Source organism: Brevundimonas sanguinis, from assembly GCF_029636725.1.
Lineage (GTDB): Bacteria > Pseudomonadota > Alphaproteobacteria > Caulobacterales > Caulobacteraceae > Brevundimonas > Brevundimonas sanguinis.
On record NZ_CP116770.1, the window covers coordinates 1,777,693 to 1,791,345 of the forward strand.

Genomic DNA, 13,653 nt, shown 5'->3' on the forward strand with positions numbered 1-13,653 from the left:
CATGGACAGGCGAGCGTCACTCCCCAGCCTGAGCCTCGTCCAGCAAGATTCGGCTACGCCAACCGTCATAAGCGACATCGACATTGGTCGGAAGCTCTCGCTTCAACCGCTGATAATCCAGGTCAATGTGCAGATTGGTTAGGACGGCCTGCTTCACTCGCGCTCGCGCGATCCAGTCCAGCGCCTTATCGACATGGGCGTGGGTCGGATGGGGCGTATAGCGAAGAGCGTCCAGTATCCACAGGTCAGCCCCGCGCACCGCTTCCAGCGCCTCATCATCGAGGTCTGAGACGTCGCTGGAATAGACCACGCCGCCGATCCTGTAGCCGACCGATCGGATCGGGCCGTGCGCCTGATCGAACGTCGCCACCGGCAGGTCGCCGCCTGGCCCAGGCACGCTCCATTGACGGCCGTGCGGCGGAAGCGGCCGCGCCTCGACGATGGCCGGATAACCGTGCTGGCTCTCGAAAATGTAGTCAAACCGCCGCGTCAGCGCCGCATGGGTCGGCTCATCCATCCAGGCGGGAATGCGGCCTCGCGCGTGGGCGAAAACCCGCAGATCGTCGATGCCGTGGGTCTGGTCCGCATGGTCGTGGGTGTAGAGGACGCCGTCGATATGCTTGACTTCCGCCACCAGCATCTGCTGGCGGAAGTCCGGCGAGGTGTCGATGATCACGCTAGTGACGCCATCCGGGCCATGAAGACGCGCCAGCATGGAGCAGCGGGTGCGCCGGTTGCGCGGCTCGGCCGGATCACAGTCGCCCCAGTCGCCGTCGCCGCGCGGCACCCCGCCCGACGAACCGCACCCCAGGATGACGACCTCCAGCTCTCTCATTCGGCGGGCCGGGGGATACGGTCGAACAGATTGAAGAAGGCGTCGGTCGTCAGACGATCCGCCTGTTCCGGAGACCACCCGCGAATCTCGGCCAGCTTGGCCAGCACCAGGCCGACATAGGCGGGCTCGTTGCGGCGGCCCCGATGCGGGATGGGCGCCAGATAGGGGCAGTCCGTCTCGACGATGATGCGGTCTTCGGGCATCCGCCGGATCACCGCCCTCACCTCTTCGGCCGCCTTGAAGGTAGCGATGCCGGAAACAGAGAACCACCCGCCCAATTCCATAGCCAGTTCAGCCAGCTCCATGCCGCTGGTGTAGCAGTGCATGAGGAATTTGAACGGCGCCCGCCCATGTTCTTCGCGCAGGATGTCGGCCATGACCTCGTCGGCTTCACGGGTATGGATGACCAGCGGCAGCCCGGTGCGGCGCGCCGCCTCGATATGCTGGCGGAAGACCGCCGCCTGCACATCGCGGGGGCTGAGATCGTAGTGGAAGTCCAGCCCGCACTCGCCGACGCCTATGACGCGCGGGCGCTGCGCCAACTCCACCAGATGATCGGCCGTCAGATCGGCATAGTCCTTGGCTTCATGCGGATGCACCCCGACCGTGCACCAGATGTCGGCGTTGTTCATGGCCAGCGCATGGGTCGCATCAAAGGTCGACAGCTTGTCCGAAATCTCGACCATCAGCCGCACGCCCGCCTCGCGCGCGCGCGCGATCACGGCGTCGCGGTCTTCATCGAACTGGGGCGCGTGAAGATTGACGTGACTGTCGATGATCATTTCAGGTGAACGCCCTTATACTGATGCCTTGACGCGGGCGATGTCGGCCAGAGCTCCGGCCAGCACATCCCCCTTGTCCATATTCAGGCCCGCCGCGCGGTCCGGCAGTTCCGACAGCCGCCCCCACAGTTCAGCCCACAGCGCGCCCTCGCGCCCGCCGGTCTCGACCGCGCGCCGCTTCACCGCCGCGATCAGCCGATCCATCAAGGCGTCGAACCGCGCCTGCCCTTCGGCGCCGCGAAAGCCGTCAGCCACGGCCAGTTGTTCAGCGCGGTCCACATCGCCGCCTTCGACCCAGCTGCGCGCCAGACGATCCGTTTCGGACATGGCGCCGGACGCTAGATCCAGCGCGGCGCCCGGCGAGCCACCGGCCATGCGCGCCGCCTCGTCCGCCTCGGATGGCGACACGCCGGTGCGTCGCTGGACCAACTCCGCCAGACGATGTTCCGGCCAGACCGGAAAGCTGAGACGACGACACCGCGAACGGATAGTGGCCAGCAAACGGCCCGGCGCGTGCGTCACCAGGAACAGAACGCCGCTTTCAGGCGGCTCCTCAAGAATCTTCAGCAAGGCGTTGGCGGCATTGACGTTCAGGTCGTCTGCAGCGTCGATGATCGCCACCCGATGCCGCGCCTGGGACGGGCTCTTGGCGAAGAATTCCGGCAGGTCGCGCGCCTGCTCGACCGAGATCGACTTCTTCTGCTTACCGCCCTCGACCAGACGCTCAAGCACCAGCAGATCAGGGTGCGACTGAGCCGAAACCAGACGACTGACGGGATCGTGCGGCGCGGCGCCCAGCGGCCCGCGGGAAAGATCCGGCGCCGCGCCCAGCAGACGCCGCGCGGCGCGATAGGCGAAGCTGGCCTTGCCCGATCCCTCGACCCCGCACAGAAGCCAGGCGTGGTGCAGACGGCCACGGTCCAGCGCGTCCAGAAAAGCCTCTTCGGCCTTGAGGTCGGCGATCAGATCGAACCGGTCGCGCGGATGCTCGCTCAAAGCAGCCGCGCCTCCACCACCGTCCAGAGGCGTTGCGACACCTCATCGACCTCGCCCGTCGCGTCGATGACGACGCAGCGGTCGGGGTGGCGCTCAGCCACGTCCAGAAAGCCTTCGCGGAGCTTTTGATGGAAGGCCATGCCCTTGGATTCAAAGCGCGTCTCGAACAGGCCGCGACCGAAGGCGCGCTCCAGCCCCACATCCACCGGCAGGTCGAACACAAGGGTCAGGTCGGGTTGGTCGCCGTCGACCACGGCTGCGTCCAGCGCCTCGATCAGGCTTTCAGGCGCGCCGCCGCCTGCGCCCTGATAGACGCGGCTCGAATCGGCGAAGCGATCGCACACCACCCAGCGCCCGGCTTCCAGCGCGGGGCGGATCGTGCGCTCCAGATGGTCGGATCGGGCAGCGTACATCAGCAGGGTCTCGGTGCGCGCGGACCAGCGGTCAGCCTCGCCCGAGACGGCGATGTTGCGGATTTCCTCAGCCCCCGGCGAGCCTCCCGGCTCCCGCGTCTGAACGACGTCCAGCCCAGCGGCGCGCAGCCGCTCGACCAGCAGGCGCGCCTGTGTGGTCTTGCCGGCGCCTTCGCCGCCTTCGAACGTGATGAATCTGCCTCGCTGCACCCGCGCACAATGGCGACCCGCGCGGCGGACGCAAGACCCGTCAGCCGCCTATCAACAGGGCGTCGCTGAAACCGCGCGCAATCACGGCCTGACGCGCGCGCTCCGCCGCCGTCGCATCGGGCCAGGGTCCGACGATGACGCGAAACAGGGTCCGGCCGTCTCGATCGAGGTTCTGGATGGAGGCTCGGTCGCCGAGGCGGCGCGCGACCTGATCCGCGCCGCGCCGATCCGAATAGGCCCCGGCCTGCACCCAATAGGCGGCGGCAGGAGCAGCGTAAGACGGAACAGGCTGAGGCGCAGGCGCCTGTGCGGGTGGCGGCGCCGTCGCGACTTCATAATAAGGGCGCGGTCCCGCGTCTCGGCTCGGCGCGGAGTCGGCGCCGGCCGGCGTCGCCTCTGCGCGCTGCATCGGCGTCCCGCCGCCCTGACGCGGGGCCCGGCCGACATAGCGGACCCGCACTTCGCCCACGCCCTGATTCAGCAGGCCCAATTCCTCAGCCGCCCCGCGCGACAGGTCGATGATTCGCCCGTCGACGAAGGGGCCGCGATCGTTGACGCGCAGGATCACCCGACGCCCGTTCGCCCGGTTGGTGACCTCGACGAGACTGGGCAGCGGCAAGGTCTTGTGAGCCGCCGTCAGGCCGTTCATGTCGAAACGCTCGCCCGTCGAGGTCGAGCGGCCGTGGTGATAGGAGCCGTACCACGAGGCCTGACCCACCTCGTCATAGTTGGGCTGTTCCTTCGGGTGATACCAGCGACCGCGGATCTGATAGGGCCGCATGGTCCCCGACACGATCGGCGCAGGGTCCGTGACGACAGGCGGCTTCAGCGGCGCCTCGCGCCCTCCGCCCAGGCTGGCGCACGCCGCCAGGGTCGAAAAGGCGGCGGCGACGACCGCCGCTCTCAGGATCCTGGCCCACATGGTTCAACGCACTCCGACCGACTGACAGACCTTGCTTATGCGGCCGAACGGTTTCCGGTTTGGTTAACGTCGCGTTTGCGCCTATGAGCGCGGCGGAACGTCGTGCGTCTTCTTCCCTCCGCTTGCTGAAGCCGATCTTGACCCCATCGCTGTATCAGACCCGTTCCGGCGTCTTCATTCTCGCTACTTTGTGCTGCGCGTTGTGGGGCAGCGCCTTTCCCGCGGTGAAGGGCGGCTACGCCCTACTGCACATCGCGAAAGACGATATCGCCAGCCAGTTGCTTTTCGCCGGGTGGCGGTTCACCCTGGCGGGACTGATCCTGTTGTTCGTCGCCGCGGCGTTGAAGAGGCCCGTGCTGAGGCTTGAGCCACGCCAGACGGCGCAGGTCGCCCTGCTGGGCCTGACGCAGACGGCGATCCAGTACGTATTCTTCTATATCGGCCTTGCGCACGCGACCGGCGTGAAGTCGTCGATCATGAACTCCACCAGCGTCTTCTTCAGCGTGGTTCTGGCCCACTATCTGTATGCTGACGACCGCCTCAACGGGCGAAAGGCGCTCGGCTGCCTGATCGGCTTTCTGGGCGTGGTCGTCGTCAATCTGGGCGGGGCCGGCCTGGGGTTCGACTTCAGCCTGCTGGGCGAGGGCTTCATCGTCATCGCCGCCTTTGTGCTGGCGGCGGCCTCAATCTACGGCAAGCGCGTCTCGCGCCAGTTGGATCCCATGATCATGACGGGCTGGCAGCTGTTCATCGGCGGCGCCGCCCTGACCGGCGCCGGGTGGGCGGCGGGCGGCCATCTGGAGGCGCTGAACGCCGCCTCGGCCGCGCTGTTGCTCTATCTGGCGCTGTTGTCATCGATCGCCTTCGCCGTATGGAGCGTGCTGATGAAGCACCATCCGGTCGGCCTGATCGCGGCCTTCAACTTCCTGATTCCCGTCTTCGGCGTGACGCTGTCCGCCGCCTTCCTGGGCGAGTCGATGTTCAAATGGAGCTATCTGATCGCGCTGATCCTGGTCTGCGGCGGCATCTGGCTGGTCACCCGCTCCACACGAGCCGCGAGGCCGGCCTGACGCGCTTTCCGCTTGGATTGCGGACAGCTTTACGGCTATGCACGCGAGCGCGCCGAGTCGCGCTGGACAGGTGGCCGAGTGGTTTAAGGCAGCGGTCTTGAAAACCGCCGTAGGTGGAAGCCTACCGTGGGTTCGAATCCCACCCTGTCCGCCACGCACGTTGTTTTTATTGAACTTTTCCTGCCCCCCCCCGAATTACCCATCTGAGTTTACTTGGGGCGAGGCCGCGGCGGTGGTTCATAGGCTACGCAGAGCGTAATCGCCCAAAGAAACTGCCGCATATCCAGAGTCCCGGCGACACCGGCGACCTCACATCACGGAAATCAGGTTCCTGACTAGCCGTGCAGGGCATGTTCCGATGACGGATCGAAGCGCCCCTCACGGCTAGTCTGCTCGTAATGACTAGCGAGCTATGTAATCACCAAATTCTTACGCGATCGGCCGGTTTAAGGTAGAAGCGCGTGCCGGATTTGACTTTGAAAGCATCATACCAGGCGTCGACGTTTCTAACGGATCCGATGACACGATACTCGGGCGGACTATGCGGCCCCCGCGCGATCTGGTTCTTCAGCGCATCCTCGCGATACTTCGATTGCCAGACCTGAGCCCAACCGTAGAAGAACCGCTGGTCGCCGGTGACGCCGTCGATCACCGGCGCCGGCTGGCCCTTCAGCGACAGGTGGTAGGCCTCAAGCCCGACGGCCGTGCCGGCGGCGTCGCCGATGTTCTCGCCCATGGTCAGGCTGCCCTGAATGTGGAAACCCGGCAGAGGCTCGAACTCGTCATACTGGGCGCCCAGGCGCGCGGTCAGACTATCGAAATTGGCCTTGTCCTCGTCCGTCCACCAGTTGCGCAAAACGCCGTCGCCGTCAGACTTGGAGCCCTGGTCGTCGAAGCCGTGGCCGATCTCGTGACCGATGACGCCGCCGATGCCGCCGTAGTTGACGGCCGGGTCCGCGTCCGGGTCGAAGAAGGGCGGCTGCAGGATCGCCGCGGGGAAGGCGATTTCGTTGTTCACTGAGCTGTAATAGGCGTTCACCGTCTGGGGAGTCATTCCCCATTCCTCCTTATCCACGGGCCGGCCCAGCCTCGATACGTCGTCTTGCCATTCGAAGCGCGCCAGCCTCTGAGCATTGCCGAACAGGTCGTCGGCCTTGATCTCCAGGCCCGAATAGTCTCGCCATTTGTTCGGGTAGCCGATCTTGACGGTGAATTTCTGCAGCTTCTCCTGAGCCGCCGCCTTGGTCTCGGCGCCCATCCAGGTCAGGTTGTCGATGCGGTGCGACAGGGCGGTGCGAAGGTTGGCGACCAGCTCTTCCATCTTGGCCTTGGATTCGGCCGGGAAGTATTCGGCGACGTACAGACGACCCGCCGCCTCGCCCAGGGCGCCTTCGGCGAAGCTGATGGCGCGCTTCTCGCGGCTGCTTTGCTCCGGTTGCCCGTCCAGATCCCTATACCGAAACTCCCAGTGAGCGTCGGCAAAGCGCTGCGAAAGATAGGGAGCGGCCGCGTCCGCAGTGTGGAACGCCTGCCGGGCCTGAAGGGTGGCCACCGGCGTCTGAGCGAAGACGGCGGCGATCTTGGGCATGGCCGTGTTCTGACGCACGATCAGGCGGTCGATCGAGCCCAGGCCGGCGGCGTTGAAATAGCCGTTCCAGTCAAAGCCCGGCGCATCGGCGGCCAGGGCCTGGATCGAGTATTCATTATAGGTCTTGTCGCGATTGCGGTTCTCGATCGGGGTCCAGTGGGCCTGGGCGATCCGATCTTCCAGGGCGACGACGGCGGCGGCCGAACCGGCCGGGTCAGCCCAGCCGATGTGGGTCAGCAGCCGCTCGATATAGGCCTGATACTTCTCCTTCTTGTCGGCGAACCGGGCGTCCAGATAGTAGTCCCGGTTGGGCAACCCCAAGCCGCCCTGGCCCGTCGTCACGGCGTAGCGGGTCGGGTTCTTCTGGTCGATGGTGATCCCGGTGCCGAAGAAGGAGCCGCCCACGCGGCCCTGCGTCTGGCCCATGTAGGCGGCGATCTTCTCATGGGTGTCGGCGGCGCGGATAGCGGCCAGATAGGGGGCCAGCGGCTGGGCGCCCAGCGCCTCGATGCGGGCCTCGTCGATGAAGGCGCGGTAGGCGTCGGCGATCTTCTGCTCGTCCGAGCCAGGGGCCAGGTCGGTGCGCGCGGCCAGATCCGTGACCAGCTTCTTCATGCGGTTGTCGGACAGTTCGCGCAGCAGGGCGAACGAGCCGTAAGAGGTGCGGTCCGAGGGGATGGTCAGTTGATCAACCGCCGCGCCGTTAGCGTAGCGGAAGAAGTTGTCGCCGGGATCGACCGAGGTGTCGCGGCCGTTGAGGTCGAAGCCCCAGGTCCCGTATTTCGGCGCCTCGGTTCCCTGCCAGCCCGAGGCGCCGCCTTGCGCCGCCGGGGTCTGGAATAATTCGAAGACGCTGCACGCCTGGTCAATGCAGGCGTGATCATGTCCGTCCTGAGCCAAGGCGGCGGCAGGCGCCAGAAGCGCGGCGGCGGCCGCTCCTGCGAGCAGTACTCTCATCAAGTCGATCCTTTGCTAATGTAGAGCTCTTCAGCTCACGTTGATGCGGTGAGGTGCGACGCCAGCACCGTCATGGGCATCGGTCCGGACATCACGACGCGGTCGTGGAAGGTCTTGAGCGAGAAGCCGGGACGGCGCTCGGCTTCGGCCCGCAGGCGGGCGATCTCGATCTCGCCCAGCTTGTAGGCGCAGGCCTGGCCCGGGGCGGCGCAGTAGCGTTCGATCTCGCGCGCGGCGCGGTTCTCGGGCTCGGCGGCGGTGGCGATCATGTAGCGGATCGCCTCCTCGCGGCTCCAGCCCTTGGCGTGCAGGCCGGTGTCGACCACCAGGCGCGCGGCGCGGAACAGGAAGCTCTGCAGATAGCCGATGCGGCCGAAGGGATCGTCGTCGTAGAAGCCCATCTCGTCGGCCAGCCGCTCGGCGTAGAGGCCCCAACCCTCGGAATAGGCCGAGAAGCCGGTCAGACGGCGATAGAGCGGCAAATCCCCCGCCTCGCGCGCCAGGGCGCCCTGGAACAGGTGGCCGGGCGCCGCCTCGTGATAGGTCAGGGTCTTCAGGCTCCAGCGCGGCCAGTCCGCCGTGTCCTTCAGGTTGATGTAGTAGATGCCCGGCCGCGTCCCATCCAGGCTGCCCGCCGAGGCGTAGCCGCCCGGCGCTCCGCCCTCGATCTCGACGGGGATGCGGCGGATCTCGAAGCCGCCCCGCGGCACGGTGGCGAACACTTCGGGCATGCGGGCCCGGACCCGGGCCATCTCGGTTTCCAGATAGGCCAGAAGCTCGGCGCGCCCGGCGTCCGTATTGCCGAACAGGAAGCGCGGCTCGCGGTTCAGGGCGGCGACCCGCTCGCCCACCGTGCCCTTGGTGTAGCCCTGAGCCTTCAGCAGGCCGTCGAGGCGGCCGGTCAGCTCGGCCACCTGATCGCGGCCGATGCGGTGGATCTCGTCCGCCGAATAGGCCGTGGTCGTGTAGGTCTTCAGGTTCAGCGCATAATAGGCCTCGGGGTCCGGCAGGCGCGAGCCGATCCCGGCGTCGTGGACGGCGCGGGCGCGGTGGCGCTCCAGGGCCGCGATCTGGCGCGTCAGGGCCTGGCGGATAGGCCCCTCGAACAGGGCGACGGCCGCCGCCTCGGGATCGTCCAGCCCCTGTTCGCGCGCGCGGCGCGTCAGAGAGCGGATCATGGCCTTGTCCTTGGCCTGGCCGTCGCGCAGGGCCTTCAACTGGGCCAGGGCGCCGTCCAGCAGGAAGTCGGGCGGCACGATGCCGGCGGCGGCGTTGGCCTCGGCCCGGTCGGTGTCCTGATCCAGGGCCTTGGCGAAGGCGGCCATGCGCGACAGGGCGGCGTCGACGTCCTGGGCCGTCTTCACCGGATGCTGGGCGTCCAGGAAGTCCGGCGTCATGGAATAGACGCCGCCGATCTGGCTGACGATGTAGGGGCCTTCGCGCCAGCCTTCGGACTTGTGGAAGGGGAAGGCCCGATAGGCCGCCGTGCACTCCAGCTGGAACACGGCGATGTCGCGGCTCAAGCGAGCCTCGGGGGAGAGGGACGCCGGATCGACCGCGCGCACGGCGGCCAGGTCGGCCGCCGCCTTGTCACGGCCCGCCACGGCCGCGGCCTGCGATCGGTCGGCCAGCTTGAAGCGCTGGGCCGCGCGCGCGCCGACGTCCAGGCCTAGGCCCGTCACCAGTTCGGGAGCCCGGTCCAACCAGGCCTGAAGCTGGGCGTCCAGCATTGCGTCCAGCCGCGCGTCCGCGTCCTTCGCCCCCGCCCAGACCGGGCCGGCGGCGGCCGCCAGCGCCAGGCCTGAGCCCGCCGCCAGCACGCCGCGCCGGTTTATGCGCCTTGCGTCAATCATGAGTACTCTCCCCCTCTTTCTCGTTTCAGCTTCCGCTCACCACACCGGCACGCGCTTGGCGGGCGGCAGGTGCAAGGCCTCGCCCGGCTGGACGTCGAAGGCGGCGTACCAGGCGTCCAGATTGCGCGCGGCGTCGGCTCGATAGGGGCCAGGCGCGTGCACGTCGGTCAGCAGGCGGCGGCGCAGGGCCGCGTCGCGGTAGCGGCTGCGGTAGTTCTGGGCCCAGCCCAGGAAGAAGCGCTGGTCGCCGGTGAAGCCGTCCAGCACCGGCGCCTCGGCGCCCTTCAGCGACAGCTTCCAGGCGTCGTAGGCCGCTGACAGGCCCGCCACGTCGGCGATGTTCTCGCCCAGGGTCAGCCGCCCGTTCACCGAAGCGTCGGGGAAGGGCTTGTAGGCGTCGTACTGGGCGATCAGCAGGTCGGTGGCGGCGGTGAAGCGCGCCTTGTCAGAGGCCGTCCACCAGTCGCGCAGCCGCCCGCGCGCGTCGAACTGAGAGCCCAGGTTGTCGAACCCGTGGGTGATCTCATGGCCGATCACCCCGCCGATGGCGCCGTAGTTGACCGCCGGGTCGGCGTTCGGGTCGAAGAAGGTCGGCTCGAGGATGGCGGCTGGGAAGATGATGGAGTTCTGCGAGGGGGCGAACAGGGCGTTCACCTCCTGCGGGACCATGAACCACTCGCCGCGATCGACCGGCTGGCCCAGCTTGGCCAGCTGGCGGCGGTATTCGAGCAGGCTCGACCGCTCGAGATTGCCGAAGGCGTCGTCGGCCCGCACCGTCAGGCCGGAATAGTCGCGCCATTTGTCAGGATAGCCGACGCCGACGCGCATGGACTTCAGCTTGGCCTGGGCCTCGGCCTTGGTTTCGGGCGACATCCACTCCAGCCCCTCGATGCGGCGGGCGAAGGCGGCCTTGATGTTGGTCACCATGGCCTCGACTTCGGCCTTGGCCTCGGGCGGGAAGTAGCGGGCGACGTACATCCGGCCCACGGCGTCGCCCAGCGCGCCGTTGGTGGCCGCCACCGCCTTCTTCCAGCGCGGCGACTGCTGCGGCGTGCCCGACAGGGCCTGGCCGTGGAAGGCGAAATGCTGGTCGACGAAGGCCTTGGCCAGCCAGGGCGCGGCGCGGTCGACGGCGTGGAAGGCCAGGTAGTCGCGCCATGCCTCCATCGGCTCGGAGGCGGCCAGCGCCGACAGTCCGGTCACGGCGTCGGTCTGCCAGACCTTGATCGTCTGCGGCTGGGCCAGGCCCGCGGCGGCGAAGAAGGCGTCCCAGTCCAAGCCCGGCGCGCGCTGGGCGAACTGGGCCTTGGTCCAGGTGTTGTTCGCCTTCTGCACGTCGCCGGTGTCCAGCTGGCTCCAGTGGCTGCGGGCGATGCGGGTCTCCAGCGCCATGACGCGGGCGGCGCGCTCGTCGGCCTTGTCGAGGCCCGCCAGGCGCAGGGTCGCGGCCACATGGGCCTGATACTGGCGGCGCAGATCGGCGAAGCGCGGGGCCGGGTCCAGGTAGTAGTCGCGGTCCGGCATCCCCAGCCCGCCCTGCATCAGATAGGGGGCGTAGCGTTCGGGCTCGTCCAGATCCTGGGCCACCCACAGGCCCAGCGGCCGGTCGGTGTAGTAGTTGGTGGCGTTCAGCGGATCGACATCGGCCCGCATCACCCCGCCCAGATAGGCCGACAGGCCGCGGCGGTCGTTCAGGGCGGCGATGCGCGCCAGCTCGGCCTGGATCGGCTGGACGCCCTTGGCCTCGGCCGCCGCCGCATCCATCAGGCTGGCGTAGAAGTCGGCCACCTTGGCGGCGTCCTTGTCGTTGCCGGCCCGCGCCTGGGTGATCAGCTCCAGCACCCGGCCGTCGGCCTTCTCGGCCAGGACGCCGAAGGTGTTCCACACCGAGCGGTCGGCCGGAATCTCGGTCGTCTTGACCCAGCCGCCGTTGGCGAAGGCGAAGAAGTCGTCGCCGGGCCGCACCGTCAGATCCATGCCCGCGGCGTCGAAGCCGAACGTCCCATAGACGGGAGCCTTACGCTCGGCCCGGCCCGCGTCGGGGCTGGAGCAGGCGGTCAGCAGGCTGAGCGCCGAGGCGGCGGCAAGGACGGTGCGCAGGTTCATCTTCACGGTTTCCTCCCGGTTGGATCCGGTTCTGTCGGGTGCGGCGCCGAAGCGTCAGAAATAGTCGGCCAGGGTCAGGGCGCGGCGCTCCCCGCCCTCCAGCGTCAAGGTCACGGTGCGCCCGGCCGCGGCCTCGCCCCAGTGGTTCTCGGGGTCGATGCCTCCGCCGTCGATGTCGACGATGACGTCGCCCGCCCTCCATCCGCCCGCCTCGCCCGGAGAGCCCGGCGCGACGAAGCGGACGATGCGCTTGCCGTCGCGCACGATGGTGTTCAAGCCCGAGCGATCGCGCGCCAGCGGCCTGGCCATGTCCGGCCCCGGCAGCAGGAACAGCCGGTCGCCGCCGAAGTCGATCATCAGGCGAAAACGCGACAGGATCGGCATGCCGACGTTCGCCGCCGCGTCTTCGCGCGCCCACACGCCTTCGCCGCGCACAGTCGCCGGCACGCTCTCGAACACATGACCGCCTATGCTGAGGCTGTTCAGGTTGAACAGAACCGCCGGCGCCGCGCCGCCAACCCCGCCCGCCATGACGGCCGAGACCCGCCGTCCCTCCGTCAACCGCGCCTCGGCGGCGTAGCCCGGAAACAGGGCGAGCGGCGTACCGTTGCCCAGGTCGAACATCGCCATGACGGTCGGGCCGTCCTCGATGACCACAGGCAGGGCGCGCAGGCCGTTGACCGGCGTCAAGGGCAGTTCGATCGTGCCCGGCGGCGGCGCGAAGGCGTCGGGCGCCACCAGACGAATTCGCCGCGCGGCGAAGTCGATGTCGGTGATCGCCTGGTTCATCATCTCCTTGCCCAGCAGAACCGGGACGGGGCGGCCCAGAGCCTGGGTGATCGGCGACAGGTCCATGACCGCCACGGTCACGCCCTTCAACTCCGCCCCGCCCAGACGCACGTCGAAGCCGGGCGCGATAGAGACCGTCTCGCTGCCTCCGGTGCCGATGGCGGTGACCCCGCCCTGACCGACCAGCCCGATCTTCTCGGCGAAGGCGCGATCAACGACCGTAACCTCCGCCCCGCTGTCGAGCATGGCGTCGACCGTCTGGCCCTGGATGATCACGGGGATGAAAAGGCGGCGCTGCGAGAACAACTCGAAATCCAGCCACCCGCTGTCCGTGCGGCCGGGATCGAAGCGGACCACCTGCACGGCCGCAGGCCGGGCGAAGACGGCGTCGTCCAGCGCCGGGTTCACCGTCAATCTGTCGATCGCAATGTGGCCGTCATTATTATCGTCGCTGTCGTCCACCGCCTGATGGAAGGGCATACGTACGCCGTCGACCCAGCGCCAATCGGAATAGAGGACGGTTCGGCTCTCGCCGGGCGCACTGATGCGCACGCCGCACAGGGCGCCGTCCATGCTATCGATGAGCAACTCGTAAAGCTGACGCCCGGCGTCAGCCGCTACGGGCACACAGGCCCGCCCGTCCACATCCTCAGCCGCGCCTACTCTGGGACGCGCGCCGCGCGGCAGCTGGCCCAGCATCAGGGCTGCGGCGTTCAACGCCTCATCGGCCTGCTCGCGCGACAGGGTCTCGATCTGGCCGCTCATTGTGCGGCTCCAGCCCCCGAGCTCGGTGGCGCCCGTTTCTTCATGCACCGGCCCCAGCTCATCCGCTTGCCGATAGCGTCGTACGCCATCCGGGCCGACGGCGAGCCAAGCCCGCGTTACGCCCTGCAGGCCCGCGGTGGTCACCGTTCCAAACAAGCTGAGCCCCGTCAGGCCGTCCAAGGCGCTGCCGCCGCGCCAGGCGGCATGGCGCTTCAGCAAGGCCTCGGCGGACGGGGACGCTTCCGCAAGCGCAGGGACGGCGGTCGCCAGGACCGCGGCGGACAGGAGGAGAGCGCAAATCTTCATTCGGCGATAATGACTAGTAGCATCGACTAGTCGTCAAATGAGAAATCTGTAATGATGAAAT

Annotated in this window: 10 protein-coding genes and 1 tRNA gene; 2 read left to right on the forward strand and 9 right to left on the reverse strand. The window is 67.9% G+C overall.

Annotation, left to right across the window (positions count from 1 at the left end; translation table 11 throughout):
- Nucleotides 1-16: 16 nt before the first annotated feature.
- From PIB44_RS08895 to PIB44_RS08915, 5 genes are read right to left on the reverse strand one after another with little or no spacing between them, the layout of a single operon-like run.
- On the reverse strand, nucleotides 17-835 hold the full coding sequence (locus PIB44_RS08895) for an MBL fold metallo-hydrolase (protein ID WP_278069101.1): 819 nt from the start codon (nucleotides 833-835) through the stop codon (nucleotides 17-19).
- Nucleotides 832-1,617 carry a TatD family hydrolase gene (locus PIB44_RS08900; RefSeq protein WP_278069102.1) on the reverse strand — a complete coding sequence of 262 codons (786 nt, stop codon included), beginning with the start codon at nucleotides 1,615-1,617 and terminating at the stop codon, nucleotides 832-834. Before PIB44_RS08900 ends, PIB44_RS08895 begins: the two co-directional genes overlap by 4 nt.
- A 15-nt stretch (nucleotides 1,618-1,632) precedes the next feature.
- Nucleotides 1,633-2,613, reverse strand: a complete 981-nt coding sequence (locus PIB44_RS08905; protein WP_278069103.1) for a DNA polymerase III subunit delta' — start codon at nucleotides 2,611-2,613, stop codon at nucleotides 1,633-1,635.
- Complete coding sequence (tmk, locus tag PIB44_RS08910) at nucleotides 2,610-3,236, reverse strand: dTMP kinase (RefSeq protein ID WP_278069104.1); 627 nt, start codon at nucleotides 3,234-3,236, stop codon at nucleotides 2,610-2,612. Before tmk ends, PIB44_RS08905 begins: the two co-directional genes overlap by 4 nt.
- A 40-nt stretch (nucleotides 3,237-3,276) precedes the next feature.
- Nucleotides 3,277-4,158 (reverse strand): septal ring lytic transglycosylase RlpA family protein, encoded by an 882-nt coding sequence (locus PIB44_RS08915; RefSeq protein ID WP_278069105.1) that lies wholly within the window; start codon nucleotides 4,156-4,158, stop codon nucleotides 3,277-3,279.
- 137 nt (nucleotides 4,159-4,295) lie between these two features.
- On the opposite strand from PIB44_RS08915, the gene PIB44_RS08920 reads away from it, so the two are divergent.
- Together PIB44_RS08920 and PIB44_RS08925 are read left to right on the forward strand one after the other, a co-directional pair.
- Entirely contained in the window at nucleotides 4,296-5,228 is a 933-nt protein-coding gene (locus PIB44_RS08920; protein WP_278069106.1) for a DMT family transporter, read from the forward strand.
- A 64-nt stretch (nucleotides 5,229-5,292) separates the two neighbouring features.
- A tRNA-Ser gene (locus PIB44_RS08925) sits at nucleotides 5,293-5,382 on the forward strand.
- 264 nt (nucleotides 5,383-5,646) lie between these two features.
- On the opposite strand, the gene PIB44_RS08930 is transcribed toward PIB44_RS08925, so the two are convergent.
- The 4 genes from PIB44_RS08930 to PIB44_RS08945 are packed head-to-tail and all read right to left on the reverse strand — an operon-like array spanning nucleotide 5,647 to nucleotide 13,505.
- Nucleotides 5,647-7,773 (reverse strand): M13 family metallopeptidase, encoded by a 2,127-nt coding sequence (locus tag PIB44_RS08930; protein WP_278069107.1) that lies wholly within the window; start codon nucleotides 7,771-7,773, stop codon nucleotides 5,647-5,649.
- Between the two features lie 35 nt (nucleotides 7,774-7,808).
- On the reverse strand, nucleotides 7,809-9,626 hold the full coding sequence (locus PIB44_RS08935; RefSeq protein ID WP_278069108.1) for a DUF885 domain-containing protein: 1,818 nt from the start codon (nucleotides 9,624-9,626) through the stop codon (nucleotides 7,809-7,811).
- 36 nt (nucleotides 9,627-9,662) lie between these two features.
- The gene (locus tag PIB44_RS08940; RefSeq protein WP_278070979.1) at nucleotides 9,663-11,732 is read right to left on the reverse strand and encodes a M13 family metallopeptidase; all 2,070 of its coding nucleotides are present in this window, start codon (nucleotides 11,730-11,732) and stop codon (nucleotides 9,663-9,665) included.
- A gap of 54 nt (nucleotides 11,733-11,786) precedes the next feature.
- On the reverse strand, nucleotides 11,787-13,505 hold the full coding sequence (locus PIB44_RS08945) for a retropepsin-like aspartic protease (protein WP_278069110.1): 1,719 nt from the start codon (nucleotides 13,503-13,505) through the stop codon (nucleotides 11,787-11,789).
- Between the last annotated feature and the right edge of the window lie 148 nt (nucleotides 13,506-13,653).